General features: G+C 50.6%; 16 protein-coding genes. 10 read left to right on the top strand and 6 right to left on the bottom strand.

Annotated elements, in window-relative coordinates:
* The first annotated feature begins 143 nt into the window (after window positions 1-143).
* From KTQ90_RS03175 to KTQ90_RS03165, 3 genes are all read left to right on the top strand, one after another.
* Window positions 144-644: a hypothetical protein gene (locus KTQ90_RS03175; protein WP_022158836.1), complete on the top strand. Its 501-nt coding sequence runs from the start codon at window positions 144-146 to the stop codon at window positions 642-644.
* 25 nt (window positions 645-669) lie between these two features.
* Entirely contained in the window at window positions 670-1,254 is a 585-nt protein-coding gene (locus tag KTQ90_RS03170; protein ID WP_217317165.1) for an outer membrane beta-barrel protein, read from the top strand.
* An 82-nt stretch (window positions 1,255-1,336) separates the two neighbouring features.
* On the top strand, window positions 1,337-2,023 hold the full coding sequence (locus KTQ90_RS03165) for a hypothetical protein (RefSeq protein ID WP_217317164.1): 687 nt from the start codon (window positions 1,337-1,339) through the stop codon (window positions 2,021-2,023).
* Window positions 2,024-2,221: 198 nt separating this feature from the next.
* Here the strand turns inward: KTQ90_RS03165 and KTQ90_RS03160 are convergent, their stop codons facing one another.
* The 6 genes from KTQ90_RS03160 to ung form a co-directional block, all read right to left on the bottom strand.
* Window positions 2,222-3,382 carry a CD0519/CD1768 family membrane protein gene (locus KTQ90_RS03160; protein WP_217317163.1) on the bottom strand — a complete coding sequence of 387 codons (1,161 nt, stop codon included), beginning with the start codon at window positions 3,380-3,382 and terminating at the stop codon, window positions 2,222-2,224.
* Between the two features lie 350 nt (window positions 3,383-3,732).
* Window positions 3,733-5,994, bottom strand: coding sequence for a hypothetical protein (locus KTQ90_RS03155; protein WP_217317162.1), 2,262 nt, complete (start codon window positions 5,992-5,994; stop codon window positions 3,733-3,735).
* Window positions 5,995-6,009: 15 nt separating this feature from the next.
* Window positions 6,010-8,076 carry a carboxypeptidase-like regulatory domain-containing protein gene (locus tag KTQ90_RS03150; protein ID WP_217317161.1) on the bottom strand — a complete coding sequence of 689 codons (2,067 nt, stop codon included), beginning with the start codon at window positions 8,074-8,076 and terminating at the stop codon, window positions 6,010-6,012.
* A 167-nt stretch (window positions 8,077-8,243) separates the two neighbouring features.
* Window positions 8,244-8,804 (bottom strand): DUF3575 domain-containing protein, encoded by a 561-nt coding sequence (locus KTQ90_RS03145; RefSeq protein ID WP_217317160.1) that lies wholly within the window; start codon window positions 8,802-8,804, stop codon window positions 8,244-8,246.
* A 202-nt stretch (window positions 8,805-9,006) separates the two neighbouring features.
* Complete coding sequence (locus KTQ90_RS03140; RefSeq protein ID WP_217317159.1) at window positions 9,007-9,597, bottom strand: DUF3109 family protein; 591 nt, start codon at window positions 9,595-9,597, stop codon at window positions 9,007-9,009.
* A gap of 514 nt (window positions 9,598-10,111) precedes the next feature.
* Window positions 10,112-10,777: a uracil-DNA glycosylase gene (ung, locus tag KTQ90_RS03135; protein ID WP_217317158.1), complete on the bottom strand. Its 666-nt coding sequence runs from the start codon at window positions 10,775-10,777 to the stop codon at window positions 10,112-10,114.
* A gap of 197 nt (window positions 10,778-10,974) precedes the next feature.
* Between ung and KTQ90_RS03130 the strand changes: the two genes are divergently transcribed.
* The 7 genes from KTQ90_RS03130 (at window position 10,975) to rpsG (ending at window position 15,634) form a co-directional block, all read left to right on the top strand.
* The gene (locus tag KTQ90_RS03130) at window positions 10,975-11,928 is read left to right on the top strand and encodes a bile acid:sodium symporter family protein (protein ID WP_217317157.1); all 954 of its coding nucleotides are present in this window, start codon (window positions 10,975-10,977) and stop codon (window positions 11,926-11,928) included.
* Between the two features lie 82 nt (window positions 11,929-12,010).
* The gene (locus KTQ90_RS03125; RefSeq protein ID WP_022158826.1) at window positions 12,011-12,328 is read left to right on the top strand and encodes a DUF3467 domain-containing protein; all 318 of its coding nucleotides are present in this window, start codon (window positions 12,011-12,013) and stop codon (window positions 12,326-12,328) included.
* Window positions 12,329-12,785: 457 nt separating this feature from the next.
* The gene (locus tag KTQ90_RS03120) at window positions 12,786-13,235 is read left to right on the top strand and encodes a hypothetical protein (protein ID WP_217317156.1); all 450 of its coding nucleotides are present in this window, start codon (window positions 12,786-12,788) and stop codon (window positions 13,233-13,235) included.
* A gap of 10 nt (window positions 13,236-13,245) precedes the next feature.
* Window positions 13,246-13,674, top strand: coding sequence for a hypothetical protein (locus tag KTQ90_RS03115; protein ID WP_217317155.1), 429 nt, complete (start codon window positions 13,246-13,248; stop codon window positions 13,672-13,674).
* Window positions 13,675-13,846: 172 nt separating this feature from the next.
* Window positions 13,847-14,269, top strand: coding sequence for a nucleotidyltransferase substrate binding protein (locus KTQ90_RS03110; RefSeq protein ID WP_217317154.1), 423 nt, complete (start codon window positions 13,847-13,849; stop codon window positions 14,267-14,269).
* 367 nt (window positions 14,270-14,636) lie between these two features.
* On the top strand, window positions 14,637-15,017 hold the full coding sequence (gene rpsL, locus KTQ90_RS03105; RefSeq protein WP_007899805.1) for a 30S ribosomal protein S12: 381 nt from the start codon (window positions 14,637-14,639) through the stop codon (window positions 15,015-15,017).
* A 140-nt stretch (window positions 15,018-15,157) separates the two neighbouring features.
* A complete protein-coding gene (gene rpsG / locus KTQ90_RS03100) occupies window positions 15,158-15,634 on the top strand; it encodes a 30S ribosomal protein S7 (protein WP_007899803.1) in 477 nt (158 codons plus the stop codon).
* The last annotated feature ends 14 nt before the right edge of the window (window positions 15,635-15,648 follow it).

Genomic DNA, 15,648 nt, shown 5'->3' with positions numbered 1-15,648 from the left:
AAACACAACAAGACTCCGTTCAATGCAATTCAAGCCTTATTTGAGGCTTGATACCCCGCCATGCCCTTTCGCTGAATAGTTACTTGTTGCTCAGGATATTATAAATAATGTTAAACTAAAGTGTTGCGGAATTAAGGATAAAGATGAAGAAATTAGTTTTCTCTATGTTGCTTTTGTGCTGTGGAGTTCTTTCGATGAACGCACAAGCAAAGTTTGAGCATGCACAGACCCGAATTCAGGAGGGTATGTCTGAGTTTTTCGTGCGTCCAGTGGTCGCTGAACTTCAAATGTTGGAAAAGGAATGTCAGGAGTGGACCTTCAACGTTTTGCCTGGAGTCTCTTTGAATGAAATCAACATGAACATGCTTGAGAACGCTAAAGCTAATGCAGCCTTCAAGGCAGCCAAGCTGGCGGGCGCAGACATCATCCTTGGTGCAACATTCTATGTTACAAACAACGAAAAGATGAAAGGTCTTGATGTGACGGTGCGCGGATATCCTGGCAAATACATCAACTTCCATAACTATGGAGAAGGTCAGCATGGCGCAGATGACTCTAAGTGGATTACTCCGTTGCAGGAAGGTGCACGTATACGCGCCATCTCAAGCGACCAGAAACAGAATAAAGCTATTGGCAATAAGTAAACGATTTAAATAAAACAACAAAGTTATGAAAAAGATTTTTGCATTGGCCATTGCCTCATTGATGAGTCTCGGAGCATCTGCCCAGCTCATCTCGTCAAATACAATGACCTATCACAAGGAGAAGGGCAAAAACTACAATCGCTTAGGAGTGTCTTACAGTTCTATCAGTCCCGATGTTGATGGCGCAGATGCCGTAAGCGGTTTGTCTTTGTCTTGGACAAAGGGCATCTCTGTTTCTGGAAGTCTGCCGTTGTTCGTTGAAACCGGTATCGGTGCAACTTACGGTTTTGATGATCCCTCGCCGTTGATTCTTTCAGTTCCGGTGAATGTAACATACAAGATTCCGGTAACAAGCAAGATCAATATTGCGCCGTTGTTGGGCGTTACTCTGAACGGTAACTTGGCTTCTGACGACGACTACATGAAGTATTTTGCTATGGGTTGGCAAGTTGGTGCAAACTTCGAGTTGGGCAAGTTCTATGTAGGTCTCAGCTATGGTGGCGGTTTTATGGACTTTGCTAACTCTGAAGACGATTACGATGGTTATTATGATCATGGTTACAAGTACAAGCTTAACGCTTTCAGTGCCACAGTTGGTATCGTATTCTAAGTAAAAAACGTTACTAAAAAATAGTCTGTCCTGCTTTAAAAGCTGGACAGACCTTTTTCATTTCATACAAAATGTGAATAATATGAAAGGTGCTATTATTGCCGTATTGCTGATGATACTGCCATGTGCCGCTATCACAGCCGAAGAGAAATATCCTTTAGTGAAGGAAGGCAACAGCTATGTGTGTACTGGTGCCGAGCCGTGCAAGCTTGATGAGAATACCACATTCGGAAGCGCTATGCTATGGATGATGGATCACAATATAGACGCAGAGAAAAACGCTTTGAAATCTGATGTAAGCAAGAAGTCGATAGGTCTTAACTATACAATATCAGAAGGCGAGAGTGCTGACAAAACTTTTTCGTTTCATCTTGATATGGAAGTGAAGGACGGCAAGATAGCGTTTCTAGTGAAAGATGTGAAGTGTACGCCCAAGGGTGTGATTGGTATGTTCAAGACCCTGTCGTTCGACAAGATGAATCTCACGAAGAAACCGCAATACAAGGAGTATGTTGACAAGTTTGCTGTTCTTTGCGACAAGTTTATGCAGACAATGTTGACGGAAATTCTTAACGCCGATATTAAACTGAACAATTGGAACTCAATCGTAGAAGGCAAAGTGGTTAAAGGCATGACAGCTAATGAGGTGAAACTGGCGATGGGTATTCCTTTGTCAATAACAGAAAATTCACAGCGAACGATGTGGTCTTATGTGTCTGGCGCTGTGGTCATGTTTGAAAAAGGAGTAGTTACCGGAGTCATCAATTAATATTGATCATAATCTCATCCCATATATTGTAATGATTGATATTTAATGATATGGGATGTTCAAAAAAAACTAGACTGATACTGTTAAATTAAAAGAGCACACCAGTTTGCATGTGAATGTGTTCGGGTGGTTAAAAGGCTGGCAGACTCGGCGAATGAGCCGATCTGCCAGCCTTGTTTGTTATTTGTTTTGCAAGTTTTATCCCACCGCCAGCGAGTAGAGGAAGAACATCCAGTGGGCGGTGATGGCAGCGACGAGTCCGCCGCAGAAGTGGGCGAGGATAGCCTTCGGCGTGAGGTCGCGGTAGCCGAGCGAGTCGAGCATGGCGGTGTGAGTGCTGAGGAAGCCGCTCCAGCACATGCCGATGGCGGTGAAGACGGCGATGGCGTTGCCGTCAATCCAGCCGTGCGCTATGAAGTTGGGTATCAGGCTGAGCGCAGCGCCTACAGCACCGAGCGCCGTGATGGGGAACGCCACGAGGTGCGGGTCGTGGAAGCCGAAGAGCCACTCGAACACGAAGTCGATTTTGTTGGCAAGCCACGGCAGCAGCTCCACACCCTGATAGGCGGCGCCCGTGTACGAGCCGTCGGCAGACGCGCCGAACGTGAATATCATCACGAACGTAGAGATGATGAGCACGCCGGGGATGATGGCTATGCCCACTTCAACGCCGCTGCGTCCGCCGTCGAGCATGGCGTTGAGCAGGCGTATGAACACGGTCTTCTCTTCTTGCGCACCTTCCTCTTTCTCTTCTTCCTCTATGTCCTCCTTCGACACGGCGTCCTCCGTGGCATACTGCGGATAAGCCTTCAGCACGAAGCGCTGCATGAGGCGCGTAGAACAGACGCAGCCGAAGCAGGCGCCGAGCAGACCGATGAGTGGCGCGGCGTAGTAGCCCTGACTCGCCATGAACACGATGACGAGCAGACCCATGCCGAACGCCGTACCGAAGTTGGTGAGCGAGATGAACTGGTATTTCTTGAAGTAGCTTGCGAAGCGCTTGTCGTGTGCAAGCGAGATGATGGCGGGGTTGTCGGAGAGGAACGTCATCACGGCGCCCAGCGACGTCACGCCCGGCAGGTTGAAGATAGGTCGCATCAGCGGTCGCAGCGTGCGTTCGAGCAGCGTAACCACGCCGAATTCCACGAACACCCTGCCTATGGCGCCGGTTATCACGCAGATGCTCATAAGATAGAATACGGTGTTGAGCAGCAGGTCGTGCGCCGTGCGCATGATGGTGTTTAGCATGTTGGGCACACCCATCACCATGCCCAGATAGCCGAAGAGCACCACTACGCTGGTGATGCACCAGATGCCGCTCGGGATGAGCGCTTTGCGTTTAGAATTGTTCTGTTTCATAAGGGTTCGTTTAATAGTTAGTAGACGTGACGGTTGAGGTTTGTGGGCAACCGCCGTAACCATTCGCAAAGATATGAATAAATACTGAACGGCGCATGCCAACATCCGATATTTTTTTCGGTTGGTATTCGTAAGCATTGTTTTAGATATAGTTCGTAGTGGCAAACAGCTTCGTATAAATACAAAAGAAAGTGACGAAAGGAACTGTATCCTTTCGTCACTTTCTTTGTGATTTGTATTTGGAAATTATTAGTTATTAATTATTAATTGGTTGATTGAAATCGTACATCTTCATAATAATATGAAGCATGCTTGATAATTAATAATTAAAAATTAATAATTACTAATTGTTAGAAGTGTAACTTCGTACCGATGCTGAACTTCAGCTCGCCGTTAGCCGGCTCCTGGTCCTTCACCTGGTCGATCGACTTGGCGTGTACCACCGCTGCCGGCTCTGCGTATATCTCGAAGTGGCGGCTCAAGCGGAAGCCAGCCTGGATAGCTGCGTGTACGCCCGGCACAACCTTCGTCTTGTGCATGTCGCACGAGTTTACGCTGAGCTGCGCGCCAAGCATACCCGTCACCTGGAACAAGCGGTCGTCGCTCTGTTCGCCAGTGATGGCGTTGCGCATGTTCATCATATAGTCGGCTGTAACGGCTGTGATGTGGTCGGTGTAGCTGAGTCCGTTCGCACCACGCTTGGCGAATGTCTCGCTCACGCTGCCGTGCACACCATGCACACCATTGAACCAGTGGCCGTAGCCAGCCTGCACGTTATATGTGAGCTTGTGCTGAGCGTGCAACTCGCTGAAGCTGCCCGAGAAGAGTCCGGCGCCACCGCCGATAGTGATGAAGTTCTTCTCTTCGGGTGCCTCCTTAAGGTCGCTTGAACCCTTGTCGCGGTTCATCGTGTAGTCGAGACCGACGAGAGCGCGCGGCGTCACACGACCCCAGTTGCGGTGCATGAAGCGGTCTGACAGCTCGTAAGCCATCTGCGGCTCGATGAACAGACCCGTAGTGCTTGAAAGACGGATTCGACCCTGCGCGCCGGCGTGAACGTCGGCAGAGAAGTACGACTTGTGGCCGCCGTAGTCGGCGCCGACAGCGAAACCGATGACAGAACGTATTGAGAGCCACTTGGTGTTCTCCGTGCCATAGTTCATAGCTGTGAGGTCTGCAAGCCAGTCGAACGCGCCTACAGCCTTAGAGTAGCGCTTGTCCTCGATGCGGCGCTGCATCGTTCCGTCAAGACTGAAACGCACGCCGTGCGAAGCTGCCGACCACTTGGTGTAGCTGATGCGTGCAACCGGCATCCAGTAGTCGGTCTGCTTCATCTTTGTAGACGTAGACGCCAGACCTCCGGCGATGCTTATAGACGCCTTGGGTATGCCGTGGATGCCTGCTTCGCGGCGCTCGATGGCGTATCTGTCATGATAGGTATACATGAAGCCGGCGAGAAGCGACGGCATCACGCTCCACTTCTTGAAGACGCGGTCCTGCTGCATGAAGTTCTTGGTGTAAGAGTCGACACGCGGTTCGATAACGAACGCGAGTCCGCGCGAAAGGCGTATGTTGCCCTGCAGACCTCCGCTGAAGCCCCAGCTGCTCTTGATGCCGTCGATGCGGTCGGAAGAACGGTTGAAGCTGAAACCTGCCAGCGCATTGATCCATACGTAACGCTCTGGATCGACACCGCCGATGAGGTTGTTAAGGTTGAGAAGGTACTCGAACTGTGAGCTGAGTGCCTTTGTGCGCCACTGGTTGTCGGGGCGGATAGTTGTAGAGCTGAGCGTGAAGCGCACACCGTGATACGGTCCGAACCATTTGCCGGCACTTGCTGCCTGACGAACGCCGAGGAAGTCGCTCCAAGTGGCTTTGTGAGCGTTGGAAAGCGTTGCCGGACCAACCATTCCGCCTACGAAGATACCGTCCCAGATGCTGTGTTTGCCACGTTCAGGGTCTTCATAATTCTTGCGAACAAACGGCAGACGATAGCCCAAACCCATAGTGAGCGTAGTGAACGGGCGGTAGCCGTGCCATGTCTTTTGCTGCGATATCTGGTCCTCCATCAAGCCGTAGCGCGACTCGAGGTAGGTATAGAAGTTGTCGCTCAGAGCATACTGTCCGCGCAAGCCGATATGTATGCCCATACCGTACTTTGTTACGTTGTTGTGGTTTGACGTAGCGAGGTCGAAACCTGCGATGCCGTACACCTCGAAGCGTTTTGTCTCGTAGTAGGTGCCGGGCTGAGCGATGGCTGTGATATTGAGCAGGTAGTCGAGGCTGAGGTCAAGATACTTAGCCTTCAGTCCGCGTGTGCTCCACTTGCCTCCGTTGATGTTGATGCGTGCGCCGTGCTCAGGAGTAAACCAGTCGCCGATGTTGAAGTCGGCGGTAAGTCCGAACTCAGGGTGGCGTGTTCCCATGATGTTGGTGCCCAGGCCAGCGTCTACGAAGAGATGGTCGAAGTAAGTCTTCTGCTTCCACTTCTTTGCAACGCGTGGGCGCTGCAGCATATAGTTGAGAGCACTGCCTTCAATCTGTGCGTTTGCTGTTGCGATGTAGGCGCAAGCCATGAAGGCAGCCACAATCGCTTTTCTTATATTGTTCATAACTCTTTTCCCTCCTTATTTCTTCTGCTCTAACAACAAATCGTTAACGTCTCCATCGGTGTGCGCAATCTTCTCGAGCGACGGGTCCATCTCGAACGAGCGCTTCAGCTCCTCGTATGCTCCCACAGCGTCGTCGGTGCGGTTGAGGCAGACAGCGCGCAGGTAGTGGGTGAGCGCCTCGTCGTCGGGCAACTCGCGGCTCAGCTTGAGAGCCTCCTTGTTGCGCTTCATGGCGAGCATCATGAGTAGCTCGTTGCGCTTGCCCGTAGCAGCCACCGTCTTGTAGTTCTCGTCGTAGCGTCCGTTGAGAACGCCGCTGATGGCGTGCAGCAGTTCTGACTCCTCGGTCTTGGGCACGTACGAAAGACACTCGTCGGCGGCAGCGAACTGGCGGTTCTGAATCAATGCGATGGCGTGGTTGATGTTTACCGTAGCCGGTGCCTTCTCGCCTGCGAACGGCTCGAGCAGCTGCGGGTCAGACTCACCGCGGTTGATAAGATCGGCTGCGAGGTCGTTGGCTGCAATCATGAACGAAGGATACATCTCCAGAGCCTGGCGTATGATGGTGTCGCGCTTTACGGCGTTGTTCTCGCTGCGATAGAGTGTGAAGAACTCGTAGCGAGTGAGCTTCTTGTAGTCGGCAGCGTAGAGATTGCGAATCTCGTCGAGCGTGAGCTGACGGAAGATTGTGTAGTTCATCACGTAGTTCACCTGGCGAAGCTTCGGCAGATAGCGTGCCTCAAGTACACTTCTGAAGAACGGCAGACGGCGTATCCTTGCGCTCTGCACGTCGATGTTGCTGCTGCGGTTGATGATGCTCTGCACCTGGTCGGCTTCGCTGAAGAGCGAGTCGCGGCGCAGCAGAGCAACCACCTCGCTCCAAGGAGCTACCGACGACTTGCTGCTGAACTCGATGCCGCTGCGCAGGTTCTCGGGCAGCTTTTCGCGTATATATCCCAGCGCGAAGTCCATACGCTGGCGTGCAAGATCCTGGTTGAAGTTGTAGCGACCGTCAGGCGAAGCGATACCTTCGAGCGAGAGCGACTGGATTGTAGCGTCCTTGTCGGCGCGTATGGCGTCAATCTGCTGGCGCAGTTTCTCAATCTCTATATCGTTGTGCGGGTCGTTGGTGTTGAGCGTTGCCTTGCCGATGAGGAACTTCAGGTTGATGTTGCCCTTGCTGTCGCGCATCTGCTTCTCGGGAGTGGGGTAGTAGGATGCGTCGGTGAGCGGCTTGCCCAGCAGCGAGCAGTCGAGCCAGCGCAGCGGATTGACCGTTCCGCGGGCGATGATGGTAGTGTCGCGGTAGATGATGTGCGTGTAGTCCTCGATAGCCATGTACACGTCGCAAGAGTATTCTGCCTTGAGGTTCTTCACGAAGATAGAGTCGCTGTAGCCGATGATGTCGTTATCCTGACCCTTCTCGCGTGTGGCGCTGCTCTTCACGGTGACGTGCTTTGCAAGCGGGTCGCCGGCGGTCTCGCTGTTCATGTTGAAGTTGTAGAGGCGGTCCTGCGTTCTGTGATACTCCTTGGCGTCGTACACCATCGGGCGCATCAGCGTGAGCTTGTTCTCCGTCACATTATTCAATATAGGCTGCACCACGAGTCGGCGGTCGTGCTGGAACATCTGCTTCGGCACACGAACACGCGTACGTACATAGAGCCAGTTGCCCTTCACCTCGATATCCGTAGGCTCGGGCATGATGCGGTCGGTGATGCGCTTTGTCTTCACCTCAACCTCCTTGAGCTGCACGTCGTCCTCGTCGAGCTTCACTGTGAGGAACTTGTCGTTCTTCACCTTCACCATTTCCTGCTTGGCGCCAATCATGGAGAAGCGCAGCTGAGTGCCTACGTGTGTGTTCATTGAGAAGCGTCCGTCCTCGTCGGTTACGGCGAGCGCTCGGCGTAATCTGGTGTCGGTGATATTCACGCCGATGAGCGGTTCGCCGGTCTGCTTAGACACTACGCGACCCGTAAGGCGCACCACTTCCTGAGCCTGCGCACCGAGTGCGAGGCATAGCAGGGCTGCGAGTGTGAGTGCCACCCGCTTAAAGTGTGTTGCTATGTTTTCTGAATTCATAACTCTTTGTTTTCAAACTTTAAAATTAAGTTGCTTATAAAACCCTCTAATCTAAACTTATTCGTAGATAAACCAGTTTCTGTAGCGTCTCTTGTCCGTCGGCGGACATATCGCGAAACGCCGTTTATAAGTATTTAGCTTTAACTTCCAGTTGAGTTTGTGTTGTGTTATTTAATAATGTATACGAAGTTGACGCCTGCCTTTATCGGAGCGAAGTTGACGGTTTCGACGTTAGGCTTGTCGAGTGTTGCACGCTGAGCGTCGTTTCTCGAGAACTTCTCCTGGCGGTATACCAGACCCACGCCGAGCGTTGTCTCTATACTCCAGTGGCGACTGAGCACGAAGCTGTAGCCGTAGGTGACGCCACCGCCGAATACATCGCCGTCGTGTCGCTTCTGCTTGAACTTCAGGTCGTAGTTTGCTGCTACTGCGGCTATGCCCACAAAGTGAGCAGCCTGAGGACGTGCGCTGAACCAGTAGCGTACTTCGGGTTCGACTCCGAATCCCTTGACGTCGTATTTGCCGTTGTTAAACTTGGTGCGGGTGACAACGCCTTCGAGGTTGAACGTCACATGACGATTAATCCTGAATTCAAGCCCGAGGTTGGGTGCCGCTACAGCCCAATATAAGGCGTTCGTTTTTACATTTACGCGCTGCGCATTAGATGGCGTGGTTGTCACAAGCACCGCCACAATGGCTACCAATCGCGCGAACCATTTGTTTGACATGTGTGTTTGATTTTATACTGAAAAAAAACAATTTGCTGCAAAAGTACTAATAATATTTAATAAGTCGACGCTCGAAAACTTGTTCAAGCGCCGACTTAACATATTATTAACATCTTTTATGTTAACGCGCACCGTTTGTGTACGCAGATGTTTCAGAAAGAAAGTGCGGGTTTAGTAATGTGTTGAGCGCTACTATGTTATGCTAAGTAGCCGACGTGTTGCATTCGTCGAAGTGGTCTGCCACCTCGCAGAGCGCAGCATACCACTCCTTGCCGAAGCGTCTGGTGAGCGGACCTTCGAGGAACTTGTATACGGGCAACCCGAGTTCGCGACCCTTCTTCACGGCGTCCTTGCACACGTCCCAGCGGTTGTAGTTGAGCGCCACGGTGCCGTTGGCGAAGCGCTTCTCGCGGATAGGGTAGAGTGCGCACGAGATGGGCTTGATGAAGCTGGTCTTGCCGGCGCGGTATGCACGCTCTAAGGCGCAGAGGCAGCAGTCGCCTTCGTAGCAGGTGAAGACGCAGTCTTTGCCGCCCACGATGCTTGTCACGAGGTCGCCGTCGCGGTCGGTGTACGCCACGCCCTGCTTGTCGACCACGGCTTGTGCTTGTGCCGACATGTCGCCCCACACGGTGTCGAGCGCGTCTTCTATGCCGCCGATCTCTTCGAGTGTGACGGGTGCGCCGGCGTCGCCTTCTACGCAGCAGATGCCCTTGCAGGCGTCGAGGTCGCAGCAGAACTGCTCGGTGATGATGTCCGATGAAACGAGTATGTTGTCAATGTCAAGTATCATATTTCTGTTTTGTTTCTTAATGATTATTTCTTCTTGCTGTGAAATGCCTCCCACGGATTGCACTCTTCTTGCAGTGAAATGCCTCCCACAGATTGCACAGATTTTCACAGAATCTTCTTGCTGTATATTCTCCCACAGATTGCACAGATTTTCACAGATGCTGCTTTCAGGGGGTGCACTTGTCTCAAGTGCACCAACCAGCTCTGTTGTTGCACTTCTTGCTCTGTAGGCGCATCAATCTGCTTTGTTGTTGCACATCTTGCTTCATTGGTGCCTTTTTTGCTTTGTTGGTGCACTTGAGACAAGTGCACCCCCTGAAAGAACCCATCTGTGTTGATCTGAAATCTGTGGGAGTATACTTTCAGCAATCTCTTCCGTGAATTCCGTGAAATCTGTGGGAGAACAATTTCAGCACGAAGTTCTGTGAATTCTGTGAAATCTGTGGGAGTATACTTTCAGCAACCTCTTCTATGAATTCCGTGAATTCCGTGGGAGAATATCTCAGCAGAGCGTGTTACCAGTCGATCTCCTGCTCGCCATGCTCGCGCAGATACGCGTTGCAGAGCGAGAAGTGGTGGTTGCCGAACCATCCGCCGCGGTTGGCAGAGAGCGGCGAAGGATGCACCGACTCGAGCACGAGATGGCGCTCGCGGTCGATGAGCTGCTTCTTAGAGCGCGCATAGCCGCCCCAGAGAATGAACACGAGGTGCTCGCGCTCGGCGCTGAGCGCGCTGATGGCGGCATCTGTGAACTGCTCCCAGCCGTGACGCTGATGACTCGCCGCCTGATGCGCACGCACCGTGAGCGTAGCGTTCAGCAGCAGCACGCCCTGCTTAGCCCACCGCGTCAGGTCGCCCGTCGGTGGGATAGGCTTTCCGAGGTCGAGCTGTATCTCCTTGAAGATGTTCTGAAGCGACGGCGGGAAAGGCACGCCTGCCGGCACAGAGAAGCTCAGACCCTGCGCCTGACCCGGCTCGTGGTAAGGGTCCTGACCGATAATCACCACCTTTACCGCGTCGAACGGACAGAGGTTGAAGGCGTTGAAGACGAGCGAACCCGGCGGATAGCACGCCGTCGTGGAATATTCCTGGCGCACGAAGTCGGTGAGCTGAGCGAAATAGGGCTTCTCAAACTCCGCTCCAATATGCTTGCGCCATGAGTTGTCGATTTTTACGTTCATTGCTTTTAAGGGGGTGCAGTTGTCTCCGCTCGGCTTCGCCGCTTGCCAGAGCAAGAACTGCACCAATTGAATTAGTGTGGTGTAATAATATAGGTGTGCACCTCTTTCGAGTACAAAATTACGAAATTATTGCGAACAACCCACACTATCTGATATATTTTCGCTACTTTTGCTCCGTATAACAAAACCCGACGATAATGCAACTTATACGCTTACTGAAAGACTGGACGCTGCCCGTAGCCATCGCCACGGGATGTGTCGTTTATATGATATTCGCGCTCGTGCCGCAGCTCGACACGTTCGCCACCTGCGCAGCGCCCGTGTTCGACGCCCTGCTCCCCATGTTCATGTTCCTCGTGCTCTTCGTCACGTTCTGCAAGGTCGACTTCCGCCGCTTGCGCCCCGTGGCGTGGCACTGGTGGCTTGGCGCCTTTCAGCTGCTCGGCGTGGGCGTGGTGATGGCAGCCGTCATAGCCTTCTCTCTGAAGGGCAACCGGCTCATCCTCGCCGAAGCACTCCTCACGTGCATCATCAGTCCGTGCGCCTCAGCCGCGCCCGTCGTCACGCAGAAGCTGGGCGGCAACCTCGAGGAGATGACCACCTACACCTTCCTCTCCAACTTCATCACGGCGCTCATGATACCCGTCTGCTTCCCGCTCCTCGACGGCGGACGCGAGATGCACTTCCTCGCCGCCTTCTCGCTTATATTATATAAGGTGTTCACGGTGCTCGTCGTGCCGATGCTCCTCGCCTACGTCGTGAAGCACCACGCCAAGCGCCTCTGCCAGCGCATCGTCAGCGTCAAAGACCTCTCCTACTATCTCTGGGGATGCTCGCTGCTCATTGTCTCCGGCACCACGATGAAGAACATCTTCCACGCCGACACCACGCTCCGCTTCCTGCTCCTCATCGCCGCCGGTTCGCTCCTGCTCTGCATCTTCCAGTTCGCCTGCGGCAGAACCATCGGTCGACGCTTCGGCGAGACCGTCAACGCCGGGCAGGGACTCGGACAGAAGAACACCGCCTTCGCCATCTGGATAGCCTGCACCTACCTCTCGCCACTCTCAGCCGTAGGACCCGGATGCTACATACTCTGGCAGAACATCATCAACAGCATAGAGATATGGCGCGCGCAGATTTCTGAAAAATAATTTGCACGACCCAAATGAAAACCGTATCTTTGCAGATACAAAAGGAAAACACATAATTAATAACTTAAACAAAATAACAAAAATGGAAGAAAACAAGAACCAGCAGCCCCAGGGTCTTCAGATCGAACTGAAGCCAGAAATCGGTGTAGGCGTTTACGCTAACCTCGCACTCATCACACACTCTTCAAGCGACTTTATCCTCGACTTCACTTGCATGCTCCCCGGTATGCAGCAGCCGCAGGTACGCAGCCGCGTCGTAATGGCTCCGGAGCACGCAAAGCGTCTGCTCATGGCCCTGAACGACAACATCCAGAAGTACGAGCAGAACTTCGGTAAGATCAACCTGCCGGAGGCACAGCAGCCTCGCACAGCTACTCCGTTCAACAACCCGGAGGCTTAACCGACGCACTCGTTAGCTCTCCGTCTGCTTCCTGAAGCAGACAGCATGAGCCGATATGCATATAGGCGCAATTCCCACAAGGGAGTTGCGCCTTTTTTGATGTCAACGACGTGCTATAGCAGCGCGTAGCGGAAAGCCAATGCCGTAGCCTCCTACAGATAGTCAGTCACTTCTTGCCTCTGCGCCATAACCCTCAACATCTTTCCACCGTTCGTGTCCGCCGCCCGATCGGATTCCGTTCGCCGCCCAATCAGATTCCGTTCGTCGCCCGATCAGATTCCGTTCGGAGCCCGAGGAAAATCTTGAGCATTCGTCTTGTCTCAGCATACGGAATAAGCTGCTGAATTTCACCGCATATGAAGATGTTGAAACTATTTTTATCAAGAATGCCTTGCGTTTATTATGGGAAAGTAGTATCTTTGTGTTCAAAGTAATAAAACAACCTAAACACCAACCAATGAAGAAATTTTTCATTTACACAATCATGTGTTTTCTGTATATCACGCTCACGGCAACAACGTGCGATGATGATGGATCTTCTGTTACTCATCTTTATTGCACCTTTACAAACGAATCGGAAGGCGAGGTGTATTTAGTTACATATTATAATGCGAAACCTAACCAATGTGTTACGGTGGAATCCGTGTTTGATAAAATACGCAGTAGAGACAGAATGTCTAAGGTTTTGCCAGAGGAGAGTTGGGGACTCTCCATCATTTGTCCGAATGATGCTCGTGTGGCTCTTAATTCTACCTATTTGTTTATCTTCAAAAAAGAAACCTTAGATAAATATACCGATGCTGAGCTTGTGGAAAAGGGAATCTGTGATAAAATATATCGCTTCACTTATGATGATGCTTTAGCAATGGGTTCATCAATTACTTATACGGGAAATGATGATAAATGATAAAAGAAGTATGAGGTATAAATTAATATTTTTGGCTATAGCGTTTGTGTCCATTTTGTCTTCGTGTAAATTCTTCTTCGGGTACAGGGATGACGACGAGTTGGAATTCGATTATGACTACCCGAATATTTGTTTCATAAACAAATGCGGTGAATCGGTTTATATTGGCTATGGAGCATTCGCAGACATTTCTTCAGAACTTACTACTAAAACTATACTCTCCAAAGGACTTCGGCGTGTTAAAAACAATGATCAATACAAAGGCTACGAAGTGTATAAGCGCAACGACGACTTGGTCTATCAGATTGTTGTTATTAGGAGGAGCACGTATAAAAAGCACACCAAAGAAGAACTTGCAGAGAAATGTATCTATGACAAAAAGTATAAGTTCGTGATAAAACAGTTGGCAAGAATGAATTATACGGTGATATATCAATAAATAAACATCTATATATGAAAAAACTACTTTTGACGGCGTGTCTTATCGGTTCTGACGCATGAAACGAGGGTGCGGCATGGTTGGTTGATATTGTTGTACTCCTCGCTTTTATGGTGTGAAGCCTTGCTCTTTTCGCGTAAAAGTAGTAACTTAGCACGCAAAACAGCAGTATATGATTAACATTCCGCGTTGGGAACTACGTCTTGACAGCTACCATAAGGCACTTGCACGCCTCGCCGAGATAGTCGGCGCCAGCAAAAAGCGGACGCTCAACGAGTTTGAGCGCGACGGACTTGTACAGCGATTTGAGTTCACACACGAACTCTCATGGAAACTCATGAAGGCATATGCCGAGTATCAAGGCTTCGACGGCATCGGAGGCTCGCGCGACGCTACACGCAAAGCCTTCGAAATGAGCCTTATAAGCGACGGGCAGTCGTGGATGGACATGATAAAGAGTCGTTCGGATGCTGCGCACAATTATGAAGGCTCTGTGATAGACGTTCTTGTTGACACTATAATAAACAAGTATTATCCTCTCCTCGCTGATTTTTGTCGGAAATTGGATGCGCTTCGCACCGACGCTGACGACTGACGAGTGGGGAAGAGTGGTCTACGCAAAATGAAAGTTTGTAGGGATGAATTGTTGCTTTTCGTATACCGTCGAACGCACCATTATATATATAATGTGTAACCCCACTGCAAACAGCATGTTACGCATGCGTTTCAATCAGGATAAACCTCGGTTGCTATTCGTAAAATGGCTGCATACTATTGTGAATGTCTGTTAAAATATCCTGTCGCATATTAAATTTTTAATTTCGTAGTGAGATTGTGTTTTTATATATTAGGTAGTTTCGAGAAAAGTTTGTACCTTTGCACCCCGAAAACAGCTTGTAATAGAGCGGTTTTATGGAATACGACAATAGAAAAATAAAATATATAAATTAAAAATTAAAATCATGCCTACAATTTCACAATTGGTAAGAAAAGGCAGAAAGGTGCTCGTAGACAAGAGCAAGTCGCCGGCTTTGGACTCATGCCCTCAGCGTCGTGGTGTTTGCGTTCGTGTTTACACAACAACACCTAAGAAGCCTAACTCGGCAATGCGTAAAGTTGCCCGTGTACGTCTCACAAACTCAAAGGAGGTTAACTCTTACATCCCGGGAGAAGGTCACAACCTTCAGGAGCACTCAATCGTGCTTGTTCGCGGTGGTCGTGTAAAGGACCTTCCTGGTGTACGTTACCACATCGTTCGCGGTACACTCGATACAGCAGGTGTAGCAAACCGCACACAGCGTCGTTCTAAGTACGGTGCTAAGCGTCCTAAGGCAAAGAAGTAATCTGAAAATTGTCGGACGAAACAAATTTTAAAAACGTTTTGCTGGAGAATTGTTAATAGACAGGTTGAGTAAATGTCCAAGAGAGGACGTTGAAGAACAGTAAGAAACAGCCCCACGCAGACAGAAATTTTTCAAACAAAATGAGAAAAGCAAAACCAAAGAAGCGCGTGATCCTTCCGGATCCGAAGTTCAATGACCAGAAGGTCTCTAAGTTTGTAAACCACCTTATGTATGATGGTAAGAAGAATACATCATACGAAATCTTCTACAACGCACTCGAAACCGTAGGTGCTAAGATGCAGAACGAGGAAAAGTCAGCTCTCGAAATCTGGAAGCAGGCTCTCGACAACATCACTCCGCAGGTTGAGGTAAAGAGCCGCCGTATCGGTGGTGCTACTTTCCAGGTGCCGACAGAGATCCGCGCAGAGCGCAAGGAGAGCATCTCTATGAAGAACCTTATCCTCTTCGCACGCAAGCGTGGCGGTAAGAGCATGGCAGACAAGCTTGCTGCCGAGATTATGGACGCTTTCAACAACCAGGGTGGTGCTTACAAGCGTAAGGAAGATATGCACCGCATGGCAGAGGCTAACCGCGCATTCGCTCACTTCAGATTCTAATATAATAATAAGGT

Origin of the sequence: Leyella stercorea, from assembly GCF_019052365.1 — a bacterium.
In the GTDB taxonomy this organism is placed as follows: Bacteria; Bacteroidota; Bacteroidia; order Bacteroidales; family Bacteroidaceae; genus Prevotella.
The sequence above is the reverse complement of the archived record's forward strand: the minus strand, read 5'-3'. Positions and strand labels throughout refer to the sequence as shown.

Coding starts and splice junctions, on each gene's coding strand:
- KTQ90_RS03145 (WP_217317160.1), bottom strand. CDS start 8,804: ATGTCAAACAAATGGTTCGCGCGATTGGTAGCCATTGTGGCGGTGCTT.
- rpsL (WP_007899805.1), top strand. CDS start 14,637: ATGCCTACAATTTCACAATTGGTAAGAAAAGGCAGAAAGGTGCTCGTA.
- KTQ90_RS03115 (WP_217317155.1), top strand. CDS start 13,246: ATGAGGTATAAATTAATATTTTTGGCTATAGCGTTTGTGTCCATTTTG.
- KTQ90_RS03120 (WP_217317156.1), top strand. CDS start 12,786: ATGAAGAAATTTTTCATTTACACAATCATGTGTTTTCTGTATATCACG.
- KTQ90_RS03155 (WP_217317162.1), bottom strand. CDS start 5,994: ATGAACAATATAAGAAAAGCGATTGTGGCTGCCTTCATGGCTTGCGCC.
- KTQ90_RS03165 (WP_217317164.1), top strand. CDS start 1,337: ATGAAAGGTGCTATTATTGCCGTATTGCTGATGATACTGCCATGTGCC.
- KTQ90_RS03170 (WP_217317165.1), top strand. CDS start 670: ATGAAAAAGATTTTTGCATTGGCCATTGCCTCATTGATGAGTCTCGGA.
- KTQ90_RS03140 (WP_217317159.1), bottom strand. CDS start 9,597: ATGATACTTGACATTGACAACATACTCGTTTCATCGGACATCATCACC.
- ung (WP_217317158.1), bottom strand. CDS start 10,777: ATGAACGTAAAAATCGACAACTCATGGCGCAAGCATATTGGAGCGGAG.
- KTQ90_RS03125 (WP_022158826.1), top strand. CDS start 12,011: ATGGAAGAAAACAAGAACCAGCAGCCCCAGGGTCTTCAGATCGAACTG.
- KTQ90_RS03150 (WP_217317161.1), bottom strand. CDS start 8,076: ATGAATTCAGAAAACATAGCAACACACTTTAAGCGGGTGGCACTCACA.
- KTQ90_RS03175 (WP_022158836.1), top strand. CDS start 144: ATGAAGAAATTAGTTTTCTCTATGTTGCTTTTGTGCTGTGGAGTTCTT.
- KTQ90_RS03130 (WP_217317157.1), top strand. CDS start 10,975: ATGCAACTTATACGCTTACTGAAAGACTGGACGCTGCCCGTAGCCATC.
- KTQ90_RS03110 (WP_217317154.1), top strand. CDS start 13,847: ATGATTAACATTCCGCGTTGGGAACTACGTCTTGACAGCTACCATAAG.
- rpsG (WP_007899803.1), top strand. CDS start 15,158: ATGAGAAAAGCAAAACCAAAGAAGCGCGTGATCCTTCCGGATCCGAAG.
- KTQ90_RS03160 (WP_217317163.1), bottom strand. CDS start 3,382: ATGAAACAGAACAATTCTAAACGCAAAGCGCTCATCCCGAGCGGCATC.